Origin of the sequence: Microbacterium sp. MYb45, from assembly GCF_002979655.1 — a bacterium.
Classification (GTDB): Bacteria; Actinomycetota; Actinomycetes; order Actinomycetales; family Microbacteriaceae; genus Microbacterium.
In genome coordinates, this window is sequence record NZ_PCPG01000002.1 from 184,328 (window position 1) to 203,846 (window position 19,519).

General features: G+C 70.4%; 23 protein-coding genes. 8 read left to right on the top strand and 15 right to left on the bottom strand.

Annotation, left to right across the window (positions count from 1 at the left end; genetic code table 11):
- Positions 1–4: 4 nt before the first annotated feature.
- Positions 5–745, top strand: a complete 741-nt coding sequence (locus CQ034_RS07275; protein ID WP_105710505.1) for a substrate-binding domain-containing protein — start codon at positions 5–7, stop codon at positions 743–745.
- A 35-nt stretch (positions 746–780) separates the two neighbouring features.
- Positions 781–1,497: a GMP synthase gene (locus tag CQ034_RS07280; protein WP_105710506.1), complete on the top strand. Its 717-nt coding sequence runs from the start codon at positions 781–783 to the stop codon at positions 1,495–1,497.
- Positions 1,498–1,526: 29 nt separating this feature from the next.
- Here CQ034_RS07280 and CQ034_RS07285 read toward each other — a convergent pair whose 3' ends face one another.
- Together CQ034_RS07285 and CQ034_RS07290 are read right to left on the bottom strand one after the other, a co-directional pair.
- A complete protein-coding gene (locus tag CQ034_RS07285; RefSeq protein WP_105710507.1) occupies positions 1,527–1,997 on the bottom strand; it encodes a glutaminase in 471 nt (156 codons plus the stop codon).
- The gene (locus CQ034_RS07290; protein ID WP_036303154.1) at positions 1,994–3,208 is read right to left on the bottom strand and encodes a cation:proton antiporter; all 1,215 of its coding nucleotides are present in this window, start codon (positions 3,206–3,208) and stop codon (positions 1,994–1,996) included. Before CQ034_RS07290 ends, CQ034_RS07285 begins: the two co-directional genes overlap by 4 nt.
- An 86-nt stretch (positions 3,209–3,294) precedes the next feature.
- Here CQ034_RS07290 and purU point away from each other — a divergent pair, with 86 nt between their 5' ends.
- Positions 3,295–4,146 carry a formyltetrahydrofolate deformylase gene (gene purU, locus CQ034_RS07295; RefSeq protein WP_029261363.1) on the top strand — a complete coding sequence of 284 codons (852 nt, stop codon included), beginning with the start codon at positions 3,295–3,297 and terminating at the stop codon, positions 4,144–4,146.
- A gap of 9 nt (positions 4,147–4,155) precedes the next feature.
- On the opposite strand, the gene CQ034_RS07300 is transcribed toward purU, so the two are convergent.
- Genes CQ034_RS07300 through CQ034_RS07310 form a run of 3 tightly spaced genes read right to left on the bottom strand, consistent with a single transcriptional unit; the run spans position 4,156 to position 5,900 of the window.
- Positions 4,156–4,572, bottom strand: a complete 417-nt coding sequence (locus CQ034_RS07300; RefSeq protein ID WP_105710508.1) for a type II toxin-antitoxin system VapC family toxin — start codon at positions 4,570–4,572, stop codon at positions 4,156–4,158.
- On the bottom strand, positions 4,569–4,826 hold the full coding sequence (locus CQ034_RS07305; protein ID WP_105710509.1) for a type II toxin-antitoxin system Phd/YefM family antitoxin: 258 nt from the start codon (positions 4,824–4,826) through the stop codon (positions 4,569–4,571). Before CQ034_RS07305 ends, CQ034_RS07300 begins: the two co-directional genes overlap by 4 nt.
- A gap of 9 nt (positions 4,827–4,835) precedes the next feature.
- Positions 4,836–5,900 carry a nitronate monooxygenase family protein gene (locus tag CQ034_RS07310; protein WP_105710510.1) on the bottom strand — a complete coding sequence of 355 codons (1,065 nt, stop codon included), beginning with the start codon at positions 5,898–5,900 and terminating at the stop codon, positions 4,836–4,838.
- 96 nt (positions 5,901–5,996) lie between these two features.
- Between CQ034_RS07310 and CQ034_RS07315 the strand changes: the two genes are divergently transcribed.
- Positions 5,997–6,269 (top strand): DUF6412 domain-containing protein, encoded by a 273-nt coding sequence (locus CQ034_RS07315; protein ID WP_105710511.1) that lies wholly within the window; start codon positions 5,997–5,999, stop codon positions 6,267–6,269.
- A gap of 66 nt (positions 6,270–6,335) precedes the next feature.
- Positions 6,336–7,115, top strand: coding sequence for a membrane protein insertase YidC (locus CQ034_RS07320; protein WP_105710512.1), 780 nt, complete (start codon positions 6,336–6,338; stop codon positions 7,113–7,115).
- On the opposite strand, the gene CQ034_RS07325 is transcribed toward CQ034_RS07320, so the two are convergent.
- The 3 genes from CQ034_RS07325 to CQ034_RS07335 all read right to left on the bottom strand — a co-directional run bounded on the left by CQ034_RS07325 (position 7,087) and on the right by CQ034_RS07335 (position 9,404).
- Positions 7,087–8,004 carry a DMT family transporter gene (locus CQ034_RS07325; RefSeq protein WP_105710513.1) on the bottom strand — a complete coding sequence of 306 codons (918 nt, stop codon included), beginning with the start codon at positions 8,002–8,004 and terminating at the stop codon, positions 7,087–7,089. The genes CQ034_RS07320 and CQ034_RS07325 overlap by 29 nt on opposite strands.
- A 42-nt stretch (positions 8,005–8,046) precedes the next feature.
- Positions 8,047–8,931 carry an SDR family oxidoreductase gene (locus CQ034_RS07330; protein ID WP_105710514.1) on the bottom strand — a complete coding sequence of 295 codons (885 nt, stop codon included), beginning with the start codon at positions 8,929–8,931 and terminating at the stop codon, positions 8,047–8,049.
- Between the two features lie 125 nt (positions 8,932–9,056).
- Complete coding sequence (locus tag CQ034_RS07335) at positions 9,057–9,404, bottom strand: ATP-dependent DNA ligase (protein ID WP_105710515.1); 348 nt, start codon at positions 9,402–9,404, stop codon at positions 9,057–9,059.
- Between the two features lie 187 nt (positions 9,405–9,591).
- Here CQ034_RS07335 and CQ034_RS07340 point away from each other — a divergent pair, with 187 nt between their 5' ends.
- Both CQ034_RS07340 and CQ034_RS07345 read left to right on the top strand, forming a co-directional pair.
- Complete coding sequence (locus tag CQ034_RS07340; protein ID WP_029261356.1) at positions 9,592–10,071, top strand: hypothetical protein; 480 nt, start codon at positions 9,592–9,594, stop codon at positions 10,069–10,071.
- 35 nt (positions 10,072–10,106) lie between these two features.
- Positions 10,107–10,607 carry a CinA family protein gene (locus CQ034_RS07345; RefSeq protein ID WP_105710516.1) on the top strand — a complete coding sequence of 167 codons (501 nt, stop codon included), beginning with the start codon at positions 10,107–10,109 and terminating at the stop codon, positions 10,605–10,607.
- A 23-nt stretch (positions 10,608–10,630) separates the two neighbouring features.
- Here CQ034_RS07345 and CQ034_RS07350 read toward each other — a convergent pair whose 3' ends face one another.
- The 6 genes from CQ034_RS07350 to CQ034_RS07375 form a co-directional block, all read right to left on the bottom strand.
- Positions 10,631–11,719 carry an alcohol dehydrogenase catalytic domain-containing protein gene (locus CQ034_RS07350; RefSeq protein ID WP_105710517.1) on the bottom strand — a complete coding sequence of 363 codons (1,089 nt, stop codon included), beginning with the start codon at positions 11,717–11,719 and terminating at the stop codon, positions 10,631–10,633.
- 11 nt (positions 11,720–11,730) lie between these two features.
- On the bottom strand, positions 11,731–12,438 hold the full coding sequence (locus CQ034_RS07355) for an HAD family hydrolase (protein WP_105710518.1): 708 nt from the start codon (positions 12,436–12,438) through the stop codon (positions 11,731–11,733).
- A complete protein-coding gene (locus tag CQ034_RS07360; protein ID WP_105710519.1) occupies positions 12,435–13,574 on the bottom strand; it encodes a TIGR03364 family FAD-dependent oxidoreductase in 1,140 nt (379 codons plus the stop codon). Before CQ034_RS07360 ends, CQ034_RS07355 begins: the two co-directional genes overlap by 4 nt.
- A complete protein-coding gene (phnE, locus tag CQ034_RS07365; protein ID WP_258134120.1) occupies positions 13,571–15,298 on the bottom strand; it encodes a phosphonate ABC transporter, permease protein PhnE in 1,728 nt (575 codons plus the stop codon). The genes CQ034_RS07360 and phnE overlap by 4 nt, the downstream gene beginning before the upstream one ends.
- Positions 15,295–16,125 carry a phosphonate ABC transporter ATP-binding protein gene (gene phnC / locus CQ034_RS07370; RefSeq protein WP_029261080.1) on the bottom strand — a complete coding sequence of 277 codons (831 nt, stop codon included), beginning with the start codon at positions 16,123–16,125 and terminating at the stop codon, positions 15,295–15,297. Before phnC ends, phnE begins: the two co-directional genes overlap by 4 nt.
- Before the next feature lie 109 nt (positions 16,126–16,234).
- Complete coding sequence (locus tag CQ034_RS07375; RefSeq protein ID WP_105710520.1) at positions 16,235–17,164, bottom strand: phosphate/phosphite/phosphonate ABC transporter substrate-binding protein; 930 nt, start codon at positions 17,162–17,164, stop codon at positions 16,235–16,237.
- Between the two features lie 169 nt (positions 17,165–17,333).
- Between CQ034_RS07375 and CQ034_RS07380 the strand changes: the two genes are divergently transcribed.
- Positions 17,334–18,077: a GntR family transcriptional regulator gene (locus CQ034_RS07380; RefSeq protein ID WP_258134121.1), complete on the top strand. Its 744-nt coding sequence runs from the start codon at positions 17,334–17,336 to the stop codon at positions 18,075–18,077.
- Positions 18,078–18,328: 251 nt separating this feature from the next.
- On the opposite strand, the gene CQ034_RS07385 is transcribed toward CQ034_RS07380, so the two are convergent.
- Positions 18,329–19,474, bottom strand: a complete 1,146-nt coding sequence (locus tag CQ034_RS07385; RefSeq protein WP_105710522.1) for a sensor histidine kinase — start codon at positions 19,472–19,474, stop codon at positions 18,329–18,331.
- Between the last annotated feature and the right edge of the window lie 45 nt (positions 19,475–19,519).

Here is a 19,519-nt window from a genome sequence, read left to right on the forward strand (position 1 = left end):
CCGCATGGCGAATCAGGGAAGACGGCCCGCGAAGGGCGCAGGCCGCGGCACGCCCGTACGGCGCAACAAGGCCGCCCCCGCCGAGCGGTTCCCCCCGCAGAAGCCCAAGAAGAAGACGGCCAAGGTCGTCTTCGACGCCCCGCAGTCCGAGCCCGAGGCACCGCGCACCTTCCGATTGGGCGCGGTGCCCGGTGCGACTCCGGGCAAGTGGATCGATGCGTGGAAGCAGCGGATGCCGCGCGTGCCGCTCGAGCTCGTCCCGATCGAGGCGGCCACGCAGCGCGCCGCCCTCGACCAGCTGGATGCGGCGCTGGTGCGACTGCCGCTCACGGACGACTCGCTGCACATCATCCCCCTGTACGACGAGGTCCCGGTGGTCGTGGCCGCCGCCGACTCGCACCTGATGGCGGTCGAGGAGCTCACGTCCGCCGACCTGGAGGGCGAGGTCGTGATCGGCCTGACCGACGACGTGCTCGGACCGCTCGACCTCCCCGGCACCACGCCGGCGGGCTTCGCCGCCCTGCCGACCCACGAGGCGATCGCGACCGCGGCATCGGGAGTCGGCATCGTGGTCGTCCCGATGTCACTCGCTCGCATGCATCACCGCAAGGATGCCGACCACCGCATCCTGGCTGAAGGACCGACCTCGACCGTCGCCCTCGTCTGGCCGCGCGAGCGCACCACGCCCGACGTCGAGACGTTCGTCGGCATCGTCCGCGGCCGCACGGCGAACTCCTCCCGGTGACCGGCGACGGTCGTCGCGCTCGTTAGAATCTCCTGATGGCCTCGCTCCTCTACGTCTGCGTGCGTCCCGAGCTCGGGGCGGCGGATGCTGAGCACGCCTCGTTCCGGCGGGCGCTCGGCGCCGACGTGGTCGACCGGCTCGACCTGCTGCAGACGCCGCTCGACCTCGAGCGCGCGCGGGCCTATCGGGGCATCGTCGTCGGCGGTTCGCCGTACAACGTCTCCGACACCGTGAAGTCCCCGGAGCAGCTGCGCGTCGAGGCCGACCTGCGCACCCTGGCCGATGCGGCCGTCGCGTCCGAAGTCGCCGTGTTCTTCACGTGCTTCAGCATCGGCGTCGTGACCCGCATGCTCGGCGGAGAGGTCGTCACCGACACCCCGGAGCCCGCGAGCGCCACGGTCATCGACGTCACGCCCGAGGGTGCAGCCGACCCGGTGTTCGGCCCCAGCGGGCCCGCTCTCACGGTCTTCACGGCACACAAGGAGAGCGCGGCGCACTCCCCGCCCGGCGCCGTGCTGCTCGCGACCAACGACGCATGCCCGGTGCAGGCCTACCGCGTGGGCACGCATCTGTACGCGGCACAGTTCCACCCCGAGCCCACTCCCCGCGACTTCGCCGACCGGATGACGTTCTACCGCACCACCGGCTACTTCGACCCCGACGAGTTCGACGCGGTGCAGCAGCAGGTGCTCGCGGCATCCGTCACCGAGGGCGCGGCGCTCCTCCGCCGGTTCGCCGAAACGTTCGCCTGAGTCAGCCCGCCTGAGTCAGCGCGCCTGAGTCAGCCGGCTGCCCCGTCGCGTAGCAGAGCCACTCGCTCCCGCAGGTATGCCTCCAGCGGCATGAAGCCTCCGGCCGCGCTCCAGCGCACCGACGGCACCCCGTCGACCAGGGCCAGCGGACCGGACGAGCCCCCGGCGTCCACGGCGTCCACGTCGATCACGCTCCACCCCACGTGCACGACGTCACCCTCGTCGAACCCGCCACGCAGCGCCTCGGCCCGACGCTCGGCCCGCTCGCGAGCCGACTCGGCCGTGTAGCCGCGGCGGCCGGGATCGGCAGCCCGCAGCACTTCGGCGGTGGCCAGCGCGTGCGTGTCGGTCAGCAGCAGCGCCCCGAGATGCCAGGCTTCGCCGACGCGCACGATGCGGCGCCCGCGCCACCGCGAATCGCGCTGCTCGCCCAGCCCCTCTTTCGGGGCGCCGGCGAGATCGGCCACAGCCGCGGTCAGCAGCGCCGATGCGGTGGTCACAGTTCCCCCTGCACAGCCTCGCCCGCGCGTGCCGGTCCGACGACCTCCGCGCGATCGCCGCGCAGCGTCATCCCGATCAGCGGATACAGCAGCACCGAGAGCATGCCGGCCCCGACCAGCGCGGCGGCTGTGCCCGTGTCGAGCATGTCCTGATCCACACCGATCGCGGTGACCGCGACGATGATCGGCAGACCGGTGGCGGCCAGCAGCCCGAGCGCTGCCCGGTCGCGGACGCTCATCCCCGCGGGAGCCGAGAGCTGCGCCGCCGCACCGCGGATCACGAGCAGGGCGATCAGGAAGATCGGCACCAGCGCCAGCGCGGTGGGTGAGGTGAGCAGCGCTTGCAGGTCGAACGTGACACCGGTGTAGAGGAAGAAGATCGGCACCAGGAAGCCGAAGGCGATGGCCTCGATCTTGCTCTCGATCTGCTCGGCGGACTCCTTCGGCGCGCGCGTCATGATGATGCGCCAGACCGCACCGGCCACGAACGCACCGAGCAGCATGTCGAGGTCGAGCATCACGCTCAGCCCCACGAGCGCCGCGATGAGGAGGATCACGAACCGCACCCCGAACTGGTCGGACGTGTGCAGTGTGGCGAGGACGATGCGGTGGAGTCGGCCGTGGGGCACGCGATGCGCCAGCAGCACCGCGAGGCCTGCCAGCACCACGAAGGTCAGCAGCACGGCTGTGGCGATCGGCGTGGTCCGCGTGCTCAGGAAGATCGAGATCGCGATCAGGGGCAGGAACTCCCCGACGGCCCCGATCGTGCTGATCGCTCGCCCGAAAGGCGTGTCCAGCTCGCGGGCATCGCGCAGGATCGGCATCAGCGTGCCCAGCGCCGTGGAGCTGAGCGCGATGCCCACGACCACCATCCCCTCGCCCGGAGCGAAGAAGAAGCCGAGGCCGATGCCCAGCAGCACGCTGAGGAGCCAGCCGGCCGATGCCCGTGCGAGCGGCTTTCCGGCCACCATCTTGAAGTCGATCTCGGTGCCGGCGACGAAGAACAGCAGCGCCAGGCCGAAGTCGCTGAGCTTCTCCAGCAGCGGGCCGGGCTCGACCCAGCCGAGCACCGCCGGTCCGACGAGGATGCCGAGCACGAGCTCGAACACGACGATCGGCACCCGCACCACGGGGCGCACGCCCCGGGCGAGCAGGGGCGCCGCAACGGCCAGCAGGGGGATCAGCACCAGGCCGAGGTCACTCGCTTCCACGAGACTCAGAGTAGCGAGTCGCCTCCCGCGATTCGCCCCCGCTCAGCATCCACGGCAGAATCGATGCACACCCTCGAGGAGCCCCCATGTCTCAGCCCGATACCGCCCGCCTGCTGATCGCCTGCGACGACCAGCCCGGCATCGTCGCCGCTGTCGCCGGTGTGCTCGCCCAGCACGGCGCGAACATCATCTCGCTCGATCAGCACTCCACCGATTCCGAGGGCGGACGCTTCTTCCAGCGCACCGTGATCCACCTCGACGGTCTCTCCGCCGCGCGCCCGGCCCTCGAAGCCGACATCGCCGTCGTCGCCGAGCGCTTCGGCATGGAATGGTCACTGCACGATGTGGCCCGCCGCAAGCGCGTCGCGATCTTCGTCTCCAAGTACGACCACTGCCTGATGGAACTGCTGTGGCGCACGCAGCGCGGCCAGCTCGATATCGACATCACGATGGTCGTCTCCAACCACCCCGATCTGGCCCAGTCGGTGCGCTCGTTCGGCGTGCCGTTCGTGCACATCCCCTCCGGCGACAAGGCCGCCATGGAGGAGCGTCAGCTCGAGCTGCTGCACGGAAACGTCGACCTGGTCGTGCTCGCCCGCTACATGCAGATCCTCACCGACGACTTCATCACGCGTCTCGAGGTGCCGGTGATCAACATCCACCACTCGTTCCTGCCCGCGTTCATCGGCGCGAACCCGTATGCGCGTGCCAAGGATCGCGGCGTCAAGCTCATCGGCGCTACAGCGCACTACGCGACGGCCGACCTCGACGAGGGCCCGATCATCGAGCAGGACGTCACGCGAGTGACCCACTCCGAGTCGGCGGCTCAGCTGCAGAGCCGTGGTGCCGATGTGGAGCGCCTGGTGCTCGCCCGCGCCGTGCAGTGGCATGCGGAGGACCGCGTGATCGTGCACGGCAAGTCCACGGTCATCCTCTAGCGGTCGGCGTCAGATCGGCCCAACGGGGCCGTCGCCACGGCTCCCGAGCACATCGACCGCAAGCCCGTGGGAAGCCGCTGCGAGGCGTCGGTCATTCGTCCAAAACTCGGTACAACCGGCGATCTGAGCTGCGGCGAGGTGCACGGCGTCGGGGGTCTTCAATCCGAAGTCGGCCCGGAGCTCCGCCGAGCGGACGAAGACGGCCGCATCCAGAGCGGCCACTTCGAGGCGTTCGAACATCGCGAGATAGCGGTCACGGAGCTCTGCGTTGCGTCCCCGTAGCGGACCGACGAGGCACTCCTGCAGCGCCAGAGGGCTCGACGCCACCGCCACATCCACCTCTCGGAGAGCGTTCCGGACGGCCACTCCTCTGGGCCCCTCGTCTTCGATTGCGTAGATCAGGATGCAGGAATCGAGATAGATCATTCCCAGGAGTCCCGGCTCTCCGCGATCTGGGCGTCGAGGTCAGCGGCGGAGCGAGAAAGGCGATGCGGCAGCGGGTCCTGTTCGATCCACTCCACGAGGAACCGTCCGCTACGCACCAGGTCGACCGGCCCGATCGGCACGAGCTTCGCCACCGGCTTCCCACGCTTCGTGATGACGACGTCTTCGCCCGCCTGAGAGTCGGCGATGAGCCGGGAAAGGCTGTTGCGCGCTTCCAGCACGTTGTGGTTCGTCATCTGGCCAGCTTAGCCAGCTACCTGGCTAAGTTCAATACGCGGAACCCCCGCCGCCAGCTCGGCGAACACCTCGGCGGCGGTGTCGTACTCGACCAGCGGGGCGGCCTGCCCCATCCACAGCGACTGCAGCGCACCCAGGTTCTGCTGTCCGGCCGCCGTGCGGAACCGCCCGGTGAGCCAGTTCTGCATCGGGAACGGAGCGATCGTGCCGCTCGCCTCGATCGCCCGCACGACGCGGTTGCGCGCCCCGCGAGCCAGCCGTCCGCTCATCGCCCGGGTGAGCACGGTCTCGTCGGCCGCGGTGGAGCGGATCGCGTCGCGGTGGGCGTCGTTCGCTGCAGACTCGGCGGTGGCGAGGAAGGCCGTCCCCACCTGCACGCCGGAGGCGCCCAGCGCGAACGCCGCAGCCACCCCACGCCGGTCGGCGATCCCACCCGCCGCGATCACGGGCACTCCGACCGCGTCGACGACCTGCGGGACCAGCACGAACGTCCCGACCAGCGACTCCTCCGCCGGGCGCAGGAACGACACCCGGTGACCCCCGGCCTCCGCTCCGGTGGCGACGACGGCATCCACGCCCGCCTCGGCGAGGGCGACCGCCTCGGCCACGGTGGTCGCGGTCCCCACGAGCCGGATGCCGCGGCGGTGAGCCTCCTCGACCACAGACGCGGAAGGCACGCCGAACACCACGCTGAGCACCGCGGGCGCGATCTCCCAGACCGCCTCGAGCTGCTCCTCCAGAGGCGGGTTGTACCGCTCCGGTCGGGCGGGCACCTCGATACCGACCGCCTCGTAGAACGGCTGTAGCGCCTGCGCGAAGATCGTGTGCTGCGGGTTCGGCTCGACCTCATCGCCCGTGGGGATCCAGATGTTCACCGCGAACGGCCGGTCGGTCGCCGCCCGCAGCTCGACCCCGGTCGCGCGGATGCGGTCACCGTCGTAGCCGTACAGGCCGAACGAACCGAGCCCGCCGGCGTCGCTCACCGCGGCGGTGAGGGCGGTCGAGGAGAGCCCGCCGAACGGGCCGAGGATGATCGGATGCTCGATCCCGAGCAGGGCGCGAAGGTCACTCATGCTTCGACGTTACGCCCGCAGCGGAGGGAGACGGTCGACCGTGACGGCCGGTCCCGCGGTCCCCGGTGCTACCCTCGGCTGCAGAGGGGAGTGCGCATGAGCAAGTGGTTCGGGCAGATGCTGAGCTTCGTCGCGACCGCGCTCGGACTCGTCTCGATGCCGGATGCCGCGGCCCTCGGTCTCGCCATCGCACTGCTCGCCGTGACGGCGCTGACGCTCGCGATCGTGCTGAGCGTGCGCCCCGAGGCCACCTCCGACGCCCCGCATCCGCTGCGGGCCATCGATGTCGGAACCCTGCTCACGCAGAGCGATCCTGACGCCGCCGGGCATCCACGCCCGCGGGCGCCGGGAGTCGCGACCGCCGCGTAGTCCGTCCACACGACGGGATCGCGCGGCTTTCGCCGACCCTTCCCGACGCCACGAACGGACACTTCCATGGACCCCTTTGCCTTCCCCCCTCTCGCCGCCCTCCTCGACGCCGCCTACGGCGCGCTGACAGGGCTCTCCGACCTCCTGACCCCGATCGCCGGAGCATCGGCCGCCGCCCTCGCGGTCGTGCTCGTCACCCTGCTGGTGCGGGCGCTGCTCGTCCCCGTCGGCATCTCGCAGGCCAAGGCCGAGCAGACCAGGGCGCGCCTCGCCCCGAAGCTGCGCGAGCTGCAGCGCCGCCACAAGAAGAACCCCGAGCGCCTGCAGAAGGAGATGATGGCGCTGTACAAGGCCGAGAACACCTCGCCGTTCGCGGGGATGCTCCCGGTGCTGGCGCAGGCCCCCGTCGTCGGCATCCTCTACACGCTGTTCCTCCGGCCGGAGATCGCCGGACACCCGAACGAGCTGCTCTCTCACGACCTGTTCGGTGCTCCGCTGGGCACGAGCCTGGTCTCGGCCCTGTTCGGCGGCAAGGCCACGCCGGCGACGTTCCTCGTCTTCGGGGTGCTGCTCGCCATCATGATCGCCGTGGCCGAGGTCACCCGCCGGGTGTTCCGCCCGACGCCGGTCGAGGGCGACGATTCGCCACTGAACTCCCCGACGATGCTGCGCGTGATGTCGTCGCTGCACTACCTGACGGCGGTGTTCGCGGCCTTCGTGCCGCTCGCCGCCGCGCTGTACCTCACGGTCACAGTCGTGTGGACGCTCGTGCAGCGCGTCATCCTGCGCCGACGCTTCCCGCTGCCGACGCCGGCGGTCAGTCGGGCAGCGGTATCGGGGCGGTGAAGGGGCCGGAAGGACCGCCGTCGCGGCGGTCCTTCCGCACGCCGAGGGTCGCGCCGACGCTGGCGGCGATCACGAGGGCGACCGCCAGCAGCCGCAGCGGGGTCGCGTCCTGTCCGAGGATCAGCCAGCCGGCCAGTGTCGCGAACGCCGGCTCGAGGCTCAGCAGCACGCCGAACACGCGCTGGGGCAGCCGGCGCAGTGCGGCCAGCTCGAAGCTATACGGGATGACCGACGACAGCACCGCGGTGATGGCGGCGAGCAGCAGCAGCTGCGGATCCATCGCGACCGTCGATGCGGCCGGGATGCCGACCGGGATCAGCAGCACGGCCGCCACCACGAGCCCCATCGCCAGGCCACTGCTGCCGGGGATGAGGGCGCCGACACGGGCGCTCATGCGGATGTACATCACCCAGAACCCGGCCGCGATGAGGATGAAGACGAGCCCCAACGGGTCGAGCGGCTCGGCCCCGATGAGGCCGTCGATGCCCAGGGCGACCATGCCGAGGAGGGCGACACCGACCCAGGCGGCATCCGCCAGACGACGAGTCAGCACCGCGGCGAGCACGAGCGGCCCGAGGAACTCGATCGCGACAGCGGGGCCGAGCGGGATGCGGTCGATCGCCGCGTAGAAGAAGCCGTTCATCGCGGCCAGCGAGACGCCGAAGAGCACCGCGGCGAGCCACTGCGGGCGCGTCCACTTCCCGGGCCGCGGCCGCACGATGACGACGAGCAGGATCGCGGCGATCGCGACCCGCAGCGAGGTCACGCCCCACGGCCCGAGCACCGGGAACAGCTGCGCCGCAACGGCCGCGCCGAAGGGCAGCGAGAGGCAGGAGCCGATGACGAGTGCGACGCCCACGAGGGGGCCGGATGCGGCGGGCTTCTGCACCAGACAAGCTTAGGTGGCCGCCCGCCGCCGGCCGCCCTCAGATCAGAGCGGCTTGCCGCCCGTCACCGCGATCACCGAGCCGGAAGTGTACGAGGACTCGTTCGAGGCGAGGTACACGTAGGCGCTGGCGAGCTCCGCCGGCTGACCCGCGCGTCCGAGGGGCGTGTCCTGCCCGAAGGTCGCCAGCCTCTCCGCGTCCCAGCCGGTCGCGGGGATCAACGGCGTCCAGATCGGACCGGGAGCGACCGCGTTCACCCGGATGCCTCGGGGGCCTGCCTCCTCGGCGAGCGCCTTCACGAACGCCACCTGCGCGGCCTTGGTCATCGCGTAGTCGATGAGACCCGGAGACGGGTTGAACGCCTGGACGGATGCCGTCACGATGATGCTCGCGCCGGGCTCGAGGTCGGGGTACGCCGCGCGGGCGGAGAACAGCAGACCGACGAGGTTCGTGTCGAACACGCGCCGCATCCGGTCGGTCGCCAGGTTCTCGAAGCCGTCGATGTCGTGCTGGTACGCGGCGTTGAGCACGAGCGTGTCGAGTCCGCCGAGCTCGCTCCGTGTGCGGGCGACGATATCGGTGGCGAAGGCCTCGTCGCGCAGATCTCCGGCGAAGCTCACCCCCGTGCGTCCGGCCTCACGGACCAGGGCCAGAGTGTCCTCCGCGTCGTCCTGCTCCTCCGGCATGTGCGCGATCGCGACATCGGCGCCCTCGCGCGCGAAGGCGATCGCGACGGCTCGCCCGATGCCGGAGTCCCCGCCGGTGATGAGCGCTCGGCGCCCCGCCAGCCGGCCGTGGCCGACATAGCTCTCCTCGCCGTGATCGGGGTCGGGACGTGTCAGCTCCGTGAGCCCGGGCTGGTCCTGCTGCTGCGCGGGGAAGCCTTCTTCGCGATGCGCGTGCCGGGGGTCGGAAGTGTCGTCGGTCATGGCCGATCCTCCTCGTCTCGATGTGTCCGATCGACTCTTCCGGATCGGCAGCCACGAGTGCAGGGGGTTGACAGCCGTGCAGGGAGGCGGGAGGAGCGCCGCCGCGAGAGGAGCTGTGCGGCGGGTCAGAGCTGAGGCGTGACGGGGACCTCTTCGGTGCCGGGTTCCACGCCCGCCTCGGCGGGTTCGGGAACCAGGTACAGCCCGCTCGGCGCGTTGGCGGTGAAGGCGAGCGCCTCGATCCACGCCCGGTTGATGGAGGGCTGACGGCTGCCGAAGTACTTGAACACCAGCGAGCTGCCCGGCTGGATCCAGACCGTCGTGCGGCCGCCGCCGACGCTCGCGTCTTCACGCCAGCTGAACGGGAACGGCTCGCCACGGCGCAGCTTCGCGGTGATGACGAGCTGCAGGTGTGTGAGAGCGCGGTCCTCGATCTCGGTCTTCACTCCGCCTTCATAGACGAACTTGCCCATTCTGTGCTCCTTGGTCGCAGTCTGGCCGAGACGACGGCTCATCCTATTCTCGCTCACGCGGCGACAGTATTCTGCCTCTGTTCAGACCGATGGCGGATGCGGGTCCGCCATCGCGAAGTCAACCCCCTCGGCAGAACGAACACGCTCACCCTAATCTCGAACACCCGAGCTCGAGGAGGGCATTTCCATGAACGCACGACACATCGACGATCGCCCCGACGAGGGGTACACCCCCGGAACCACGCACGCCGAGTGGGGCGCGGGAAACCCCCGGCTGCGCATCACGCGCGACGATGAGCGCACCGAGTTCGCGCTCGAGGCCGACGTGGTCCGGGTCGGCTCCGCCGAAGGCAACGAACTGCGTCTGGCGGACACCGATCCCGTGCACGCCACGATAACGCACGACGACCGCGACGAGTATGTCCTGACCCTGCACGGCGAGGGCGAGATGAACGCCAGCGCCGGAGCGGACGCCACGCACCCCGGTGACGATTCCGAGACGCTCCGCACCGGTGCGCACTTCACGGCGGGACCGTGGACGCTGGTGTTCGCCCGCGACGAGTTCGCCGACCACGGGCGCCCCTTCGGCGGCCGCGCGGGCGGCGAGTACTCCGATCAGCCGCTGCAGCCGCCGCGTCCGGACTACGACGGCGACGAGTCCCGCTGAACGACGACGGGCACGACATCGGAGAGCGTCTCGCAGTGACGGATCACATCGAACGACTGAGCGACCTCGCCCGCGAGCGAGGGTTGCGTGTGGCTGTGGCGGAGTCCCTCACCTCGGGCCGGCTGGCGAACACCGTCGGTTCCGGGGCAGACGCGTCGGAGTGGTTCGCGGGCGGCGTCGTGGCGTATCTGACGGATGTGAAGGAGCGGGTGCTCGGACTGGTCCCCGGGACGGACCCGTGCTCTGCGGCGTGCGCCGAGCATCTCGCCATCGGAGCGCGCGATCTGCTCGACGCCGATGTCTGCGTGTCGACGACCGGCGTCGGCGGGCCGGACCCCGACGGCGGCCATCCGCCCGGGACGGTGTACCTCGGGTGGGCCACCCCCGACGCGGTCGGACACCGCCGCCTGGCGCTGACGGGCGATCCCGAAGAGGTCCTCGCCACGACGGTCGAGGCCGCCGTCCGGCTCCTGGCCTTCCATGCAGAGGGCCTGCGACCCGCCGGGCCCCGCCGAAGCCCGCAGCAGACCGCGTAGCTCGGCCGACCACCGCGGCCGGGTCAGTGCCCCGGGAGCAGTCCGATCCGCAGGGGGGCGCCGGCTGCCGCCGCTTCTTCGAGGGCGGCATCGATCTCGTGCAGCCCGCGCACCGCGCCGACCGCGTCACCGAACGGATAGGCACGCCCGCGTCCGGCCAGGAACGCGACGGCCGCGGCGAGCTCGGCTCCCGTGTAGTTGTGGATGCCGGCGACCGTGACCAGGCGCCGGACGATGCTCTCGGCGTCGAACGGCACCGGATCGGCGGGGAACACGCTGCCGACCAGCACCACCGTGCCACCGACGGTCACCCCGGCGAGCGCCTCGCCCACAGCGTGGCCCGAGGCTTCGATCACGACGTCGGGCTCGCGGTCCAGACTCGTCGCGCCGAACCGTGCGGCGAGCGCGCGACGGTCCGGGTTGGGGTCGAGCACCTCGACCGTCGCCCCCTGCTCCGCGGCGATCGCGGCGGCGGAGAGCCCGACGAGCCCCGCACCGTGGATCCGCACGGCGGCCCCGTCGAGGTCATGGTCCCGGGAAGCCCTGGCCACGGCTGCCCACGCGGTCGCCGTCGCGCACCCCGCCGGGGCGAGCACGGCGGCCGGCAGCGCCTCGGGCACGCGCACGATGGCGGTACCCTCCCGCAGCTGCACGTGACTCGCGAACGCCCCGGTCAGGTCGCCGTGCGCACCGACCCGGTCGTGCCCGTACTTGCCCAGGCTGCGGCACTTCTGCGGCATCCCCCGCAGGCATCGGTCGCAGCTCGCGCACGAGATCGTCACCGACCACACCACGCGGTCGCCGATGCGCAGCGGAGCGCCGTCGACCGTGCTCGCGCCGGTGTCGCCGGTCGCGATCACCCTCCCGACGCTCTCGTGACCGAGCACGAGCGGGGTCGGCGCCGACCGGCGGCCCTGCACGGTGTGCACGTCGGAGCCGCAGATCGTCGACATCTCGACCGCGACGAGCACGTCGCCGTCGGCGAGCGCGATTCCCGGCACGGCGATCATCTCGTGCGGATGGCCTTCGCCGATCCAGACCATCGCGGTCGCCGCCGGACGCAGTGCGACATCTCGGCGGTGACCGGGCGGACGGATCAGCAGCGTTCCCATGGCGATCCCTCTCAGGAGGTGGTGACGAGCGGGAGCAGCTCGCGCTGCGCGAGCGCGCCGCGGAGTGCGGTCACATCGCTCAGCACGGCATCCGCACCCGCCGCGCTCAGCGCCGGGCGATCGTGGGCACCGGTGAGCACGCCGGCGACGAAGCCCGCACCGGCCCGACGCCCGGACTCGACGTCGCTGACGGTGTCTCCGGCGACGGCGACCGCTCGCACGGAGGACGTCTGCGTACGCAGCAGCGCCGTGAGCACGAGGTCGGGTGCGGGGCGGCCGCGCCCCGCGTCGACGGGCGACAGCACGAGGTCGATGAGGTCCTGCCAGCCGAGTCCGTCGATCAGGGCATCGCGGGTCACCGGGGCGAACCCGGTCGTCAGCACGACCGTCAGTCCGGCATCCTTCAGCCCCTGGATGGCAGCGGCCGCCCCGGGGATCTCGGAGACACCCTGCTCGGTGACGATCTCGGCGTAAGCCCCCTCGAACGCGGCGGTGGCACGCTCAGCCGCGGCCCGGTCTCCGGAGGCGAGGTGGGTGAAGACGTCGATCTTCGACTGGCCCATGGTCACGCGGACGTAGTCGAGGGCCTCGGCCCACGGCATCCGGTCGGCGACTCCCGTGCGCTCGGCGGCGCGCTGGAACGCCTGCTCCACGACGCCGTCGTCCAGCACGGTGGTCCCCGCCATGTCGAGGACGACGAGTTCGAGAGGAGTGGTCATGATGTTCCTTCCATTGCTGCCGTCCACCCGAAAGCGGCGGCGAGGTTCTCTTCGGCCAGGCCGAGGCCCGTGGTCATCCCGATACCGGTGGTCGCGGCGAGCACGAGCACACCGTCGTCGCCGCGGTCGATCAGGAACTCCTGCGGCCCCTTCGCGTACACGCCCTGCCACCGCTCGATCACGCGCGGGGCCGGGGCGTCGAACAGCGCCTCGGCCTCGGCGAGGAATGCGGTGAAGGCGGCCTCGGGCTGGAAGGGCGCCGGAGCGACCGCGGTCGCGTGCGAGTCGCCGATGATGAGCGTGCCATCCGGCAGCTGTGTGTACATCTGATTGAGGTCGATGGCGGCGAGGTCGGGCCGCTCGGCATGCAGGCGTTCCCGCAGCACCGTGGCCTCGACCCCGTCGGCGAAGCGCCCGTAGCGCACGAGCGACCAGCCGGTGAGCAGCGGTGCGGCGAGCGGATGCCGGAACGACACCGCCGCCCGCATCATGTCGAGGGCGCAGCGCGCGATCCCGTGCCGCTCGGCGACCTCGGGGAGCAACTGGTCGATGTCGTGGTTCACGGCCACGACGACGCTTCCGCAGCCGATCGGGCCCCGGGTGGTCTCGACTCGGCCCGCCCCCACCGCGGTGACCGCGGTGCGGAACCGGAACTCCACTCCGAGGCTCGCGAGATGACGCACGATCGCGGTGGCCGCGGTGCGCGGATCGGTCTGCAGGTCGACCTCGATGTGCGCGCCGCCGACGAGGCCGTCGGCCCGGAGCGGGGCGAGACGCAGGAGCTCGTCGGCCTCGAGCAGGCGGATGCCGCCCTCGCGCGAGGCCGCCTCGAGCACGGCGATCTCGTCATCGTGGCGGGCGGCCACGAGTGTTCCCGACTCGCGCAGCCAGAAGCCAGCGTCTCTGGCGAGGCGCAGCCACAGCTCGCGGGAGACGTCGGCGTAGCGCCGCGCCTCCCCTCCTTGGGCGCCGATGCAGAGGTGACCGAAGTTGCGGATCGTGGCGCCGACCGGGGCATCGGTGCGGTCGACGACGATCACGCGCAGCCCGCGACGGACCGCCGCGTATGCCGCACCGAGGCCGACGATCCCCGAGCCGACGACCACGACGTCGGCCGTGTCCGGAGTGCCGTTCATCGGAACACCTTCCGCATCCACATGGCGAGCCCTTCGACCACGAGCACGGTGGCGAGGATCATCAGGACGATCGCGGTCACGGTCTCGTAGCGCGAACCCTGGCTGGCATTGAGCAGGTAGTACCCCACTCCTCCGCCGCCGACGATGCCGAGGATCGTCGCCGCGCGGATGTTCGTGTCGAGCATGTAGAAGCTGTGGCCGATGAGCGCCTGCATCCCCTGCGGCACGGTGGCCGAGGTGTAGGTCTGCAGACGCGTCGCGCCGACCGCGCGCAGCGCCCGCTCGGGGCCGCGGTCCACCTCTTCGAACGAGTCGGCGATGAGCTTGCCGAGCAGTCCGATGCCGCCGATCGCGAGGGCGATGACGCCCGCCTGCGCACCGAGGCCGGTGATGACGACGAGCACGATCGCGAGGATCAGCTCGGGGATGCCGCGGATGCCGACGAGCAGCAGTCGCGCCGTTCCGCGCGCCCCCGGGCTGGGAGCGACGTTGCGGGCGGCGAGGGAGCCGAGCAGGATCGACGGGAGCAGGGTGAGCACGGTCGCGGCGAGCGCGATCGCGACCGTGTCGCGCATGGCCTCGAACATCGCGCTCGCGTCGTAGTTGCCGAACGACGGCGGCCAGAACCGGGCGGCGACCTCGGGCAGCTTGGCCCAGAACGTGACGAAGTCCATCCAGTTGATCTGGCTCACCACGACGCTGCCGATCACGACGAGCACGGCGACGACACCGGCGATCGTGTGACGCACACGCTGCGCCGTCCAGGGTCGCCGCACCGCGGTCTGCGGGCTGGCGGCCCATGCCGGGCGTCCGGCGGGTGCGGCTGCGGCGTGCGCACCGAGCCGCGGGTGCAGCATCCGGTCGATCCAGGAGCGGGTGTGCCTCTGCTCGCCGAGCATCGCCCCGCGGACCATGCTGGAGACGATCTCCATCACGATGCAGAGGATGAAGATGACCAGGGCGATGCCGAGCCCCTTGCCGTAGTTGAGCGACTTGAAGGCGTACGACATCTCGAGGCCGAGGCCGGCGACGCCGACGTAGCCGAGCACCACGCTGCCGCGCAGGTTGATGTCGTTGCGGTGCAAGACCGTCGCCACCCAGCTGGGCAGTACCTGCGGCAGGATGCCGGCGCTGAACTCCTGCATCTTCGAGCCGCCCGCGGCGCGGATCGCGAGACGGGGGCCTTCATCGATCTGCTCGATCGCGTCGGCGAACATCTTCGAGATCATGCCGATCGAGTGGATGCCGATGGCGAGGATGCCCGGGAGCGTGCCGAGCGAGAACATCAGCACGAACGCCATCGCGAGCACCACGTCGGGCAGAGCGCGGGTGAGGACGCCGATGAACCGGGCCGCCGCGCGCCAGCCGTTCCCCGGCGTCGTGTTGGATGCGGCGAGGTAGGCGATCGGCACCGACAGCACCGCGGCGAGCAGGGTGCCGACGAGCACGAGGCCGACGGTCAGGGCGATGAGCCAGGCCAGGTCGGCGGGCTCGGGGAACGAGAGGCCGCCCACACGCGCCATGAAGTTCTCGGCGTTGCCCCAGCTCTGCACCATCGCCGGGATGGAGATGTCGACCTCGCGGACGGCGAGGATGCCGAGCACGACGAGCGCGACCAGAGTGAGGGACGCCGCGATGCGCTCCGGCGAGATCGGTCGCTTCGGAGCCCGCTCGGCGACCGTCGAGGCCGCTGCGGTGCGCGGACGGTCGGCGAGGATCGTCATGATGCCGCCACCTGTGCGGCCGCCACGACGAGCTCTTCCTGCACGGCCCGGATCTCGGCGGTGGTGGTCGCGACGCGGCCGTAGATCTCCATGACCTCGGCCTTGGTGAGGTCGGTGGTGGGGGTGTCCAGCACGACCTCGCCGTGGCGGAGCCCGACGATGCGGTCGGCCCAGCTGATCGCCAGGTCGACCTGGTGCAGGCTGCACACGACCGTGAGCCCCTCGTCGGCGGCGATCTCGCGGATCAGGGCCATGACCTGCTCGCTCGACTCCGGATCGAGCGAGGCGACCGGCTCGTCGGCGAGCAGGATGTCGGGCTTCTGCATGAGGGCGCGGGCGATGGCGACGCGCTGTTGCTGTCCACCGGAGAGGGTGTCGCTGCGCTGGTAGGCGCGGTCGAGCAGACCCACGCGGTCGAGGTGCTCGAGCGCGGTGAGCTTGGCGGCCCGCGAGTAGCCCCAGAGCCCGAGGCGCGGTCCGCGCACACCCGACAGCGAGCCGGTGAGCACGTTCTCGAGCACGGTGAGCGAGGGCACGAGCTCGAACTGCTGGAAGATGAACCCGACGCGGCTGCGGAGGCCGCGGAGCGCCCGGCCCTTCAGCGAGGGAACCTGGGAGCCGAGCACCTCCACCGAACCTGCGGTGGGGACCTCGAGCCCGTCGAGGTGGCGCAGCAGCGTCGACTTCCCCGAGCCGGAGAGGCCGAGGAGGACGACGATCTCGCCGCGGGAGACCTCGAGCGAGGCGCCCTTCAGGGCAGTGGTCGTGCCGAAGGTCTTCGTCACGCCGTCGAGACGGATGAGGGCGTCGGATGCCGAGGCGGTCATGTCGGAGCTCCTGTGATGTGGTGTGTGTCCTGCGGTGGGGCCCTCCGGCTCGCCGCGCGGGGCGGACGAGGCGGAGGGCACCGGGTGAGACGAAGGGGTCAGGCCGGGCTCAGCCCTGGCACTGCTCCGCTTCGGTCTCCTTGCAGATGTCGCGGATCAGGTCGTAGTAGGCGTCGTCGACCGGCTTCGTGGCGTAGAAGACGCTGCGGAAGGAGTCGCTGTCGGCACTGTCGATGCCGGCGGCGATGATGTCGTCGATCGTGACCTCGGAGAGTCCGTCGACGAGCTGCTTAGAGACCTCCTCCGGAAGCGCCGACGAGTACACGAGCGGGGCGCCGGGGACCATCGTCTCGGCGACGACCTTGACCTTGTCCGACTTCTCGACCTCGGAATCCTCGGCGAAGCCGACCTCGCACTCGACGCCTTCGCCGACCTTGGTCACGCTCACGTCGTGCTTGCCGGCGAAGACCGGAGTGATGTCGGTCTTCGGGTCGATGCCGGCCTCGATCAGGTTGTACGACGGGAACAGGTAGCCCGAGGTCGAAGACGGGTCCACGAAGCAGACCTTCTTGCCCTTGAAGTCCTCGAGGCTCTTGATGTCGCTGTCGACGGGGACGATCGCCTGCGAGTAGTAGCCGGGCTCCTGGCCCTCGTCCGTGACGATGGAGGAGATGGGGGTGAGCTTGGCACCGTTGTTGGTGGCGGTGACGTAGGTGAAGCCGGAGAACGAGGCGACGTCGACCTTGCCGGCGACGGCGGCCTCGATGAGCGCCGCGTAGTCGGTGGACTCGTGGTATTCGACGGTCTTGCCGGTGAGGTCGGCGATGTAGTCCATGAGCGGCTGGTAGTTCGTCTCGGTGTCGACCGAGTCGGGGACGACGCCGAAGACGAGGGTGTTCTCGTCGACCGCGAAGCCGCTCGCAGCGGACGATTCGTCGGCGCCGGGAGTGCCGGTGGCCTCGGCGGAGCCGGAGCAGGCGGCGAGGCCGAGGGCGAGGAGCGCGACGCCGGCGAGGGCGGGGAGAGCGCGAAGCTTCATGAGGGCCTTTCAGGGTGTGAGGGGTGATCCACGGAAGACTCTCGCAGGTGCCGCGCCGAGATATGTACCTAACTCGGATTTGTTCAGGCCTCGTTTACCGAGCATTCTTCTGGATGAACACTCCAGAAACGTGCTCGCGCGCTCCGGCCTGACCAAGTAATGTACCTATGTGGCTGAAGCTGTGTACACCCAGATCGCCGACGACCTCCGCGCGCAGATCGCTGCCGGCGGACTGCGTCCTGGCGACGACGTCCCGACCGAGGCGGAGCTCGCCGAGAGATGGCATACGTCCCGCGGCCCGATCCGCAACGCGCTGGCGGCGCTGCGCGGTGAGGGCCTGATCGAGACCAGCCGCGGCCGGCCGGCCAGGGTCGTCGCCCGCAAGGCGAACCAGGCGGTGGACGTGTCGGTGCCGTTCACGCGCTGGGCCCGCGAGCTGGGCGTCTCCCCCGGGGCTGAGACGCAGGAGCTGAGCCTGCGCCGTGCCGGCGACTTGGCGGCGGCACTCGAGGTGGACCCGAGCGACACGATCGTCAGCGTTGTGCGGCTGCGCCTGCTCGACGGGCGCCCGACCATGCTCGAGCGCCTCAACTACACCGAGGCCGCGGGCCGACCTCTGTTCGATGTCGATCTCGACCAGGTGTCGATCACCGAGCACCTGTCGTCGGTGGGCCACCCGATCGTCACCCTCCAGCACGTGATCGACGCGGTGGCGGCCGATGATCAGGATGCCGCTCTGCTGCGTGTCCCGCGCGGCACGCCCATCCTGCGGCTGACCCGCACGTCCCGTGACGCGGAGGGTCGGATCTTCGAGGCCTCGGAGGACCGTTACCTGAGCGAGGTCGTGCGCTTCACGGTCGCCGCATCCGGCATCTCCACGGACGGGCATTACATGCGCGCGGTCGGCGGTTAGCGAAGCGGGTAAGCCCTGCTCGGCGGCCGGAGAAACGGGCCGTTAACGCAGAAGGCGATCGCGAGCGCGCAAGTTTTTCAGAAGCCAGAAAGACCGCGCCCGCGATCGCAGCGCTGGGGACGCTTTATCTGGGGAGCCTTCAGGATACGGCTGCGCGCAACCCGTTCCACACTGTCGAACGTCGAGACTTCCCTAGACTTTCGTCTAGGTTCTCGCGGATCGCGGAAAGGGTGCCTCCACACTCTAGAGCATCAGACGACCGGAAGTCGGGCCGACACGACCCAGAATCCGTCGACTTCGCCGGCGCTGAACTCACCGCTCGCGCCCATGACCCGCTCCGCCATCCGCCCGAGGCCCGTGCGGCTCGACGAGAGCTCGCGGCGCGGCGTGGTCGGAAGGGGGCTGCGCAACGTGAGGAAAGCGACCTCATCGTCCACGGCGAGGGTGATCTGCACCTCGCCGGGGCCGGCGTATTTGAGGATGTTCGTGGCGGATTCACGCGTGATGCGCGCGAGGACGATCTCGACGGCTCTCGGGATCCGCTCGTCCTGCGGATCACCCTCTCGGGCGACGGAGTGGCCGGCGGCTTCGAACTCCTCCGCCGCTTCGTCGATCGCGGCGGCGAGGTCGCCCGTCTGCACGCTCGACGACTGCGGACCGTCGTCGGCGAGTTCGATCACGAAGCGGAGATCGGTCATCGCCTTGCGCGCGGCGACTCGGATCGCCTCCTGCGAATCGGAACTCGTCTGGGGGTCTTCGAGCATCTGCACGTGCAGTGCGACCACCGTGAGGTGGTGCGCGATGCTGTCGTGCAGCTCACCGGCGATCCAGCGTCGCTCGGCGAGTACGGCTTGGCGCTCCTGCTCGGCGCGCGCCTCGAGTTCACGTTCGAGGCGGCTGCCACGGGCGAAAGCGAGCCGCAGGGCGAACCCGACAGCTCCAGCCACAGTGGCGAAGACGAGATAGAGGCCGATGTTGACGATCACGCCTGGTGCGGCGGCGAACGGAACGAGCGCCGCGGCGACCAGAAAACCGCCGGTGTAGGAAAGGATCAGCGAGGTCCACCCCAGTCGCATGACCAGACCGGCCGCAACTGCGGCGGCGGTCAAGACTTGGAGTTCCGATCCGGGGATGAATGAGACGGCGAACACGACGCCGAGGGCGCATGTCGCTATGAGCGGCTTCCAGAGATAGAGAGCGAACGACGCCGTCGAGGCGACGCTGACCAGAAGCGCGACCGGGTTGACACCCGGTGTGGTGAAGAAGCCGATGACGTCTGCGGCGATGGTGATCGAAACGATCACCAGAACGATGATCCGCTCGATCGCGCTGAGCTTCTCTCCTCGGTTCAGGCGGAGCGTATCCGCTGTTTCCCGGGTCGAGTGGTCAAAGGCCATGCTTCACTATCTCCTATTTGCCAACTAGATTAGTTGTGGAGACCA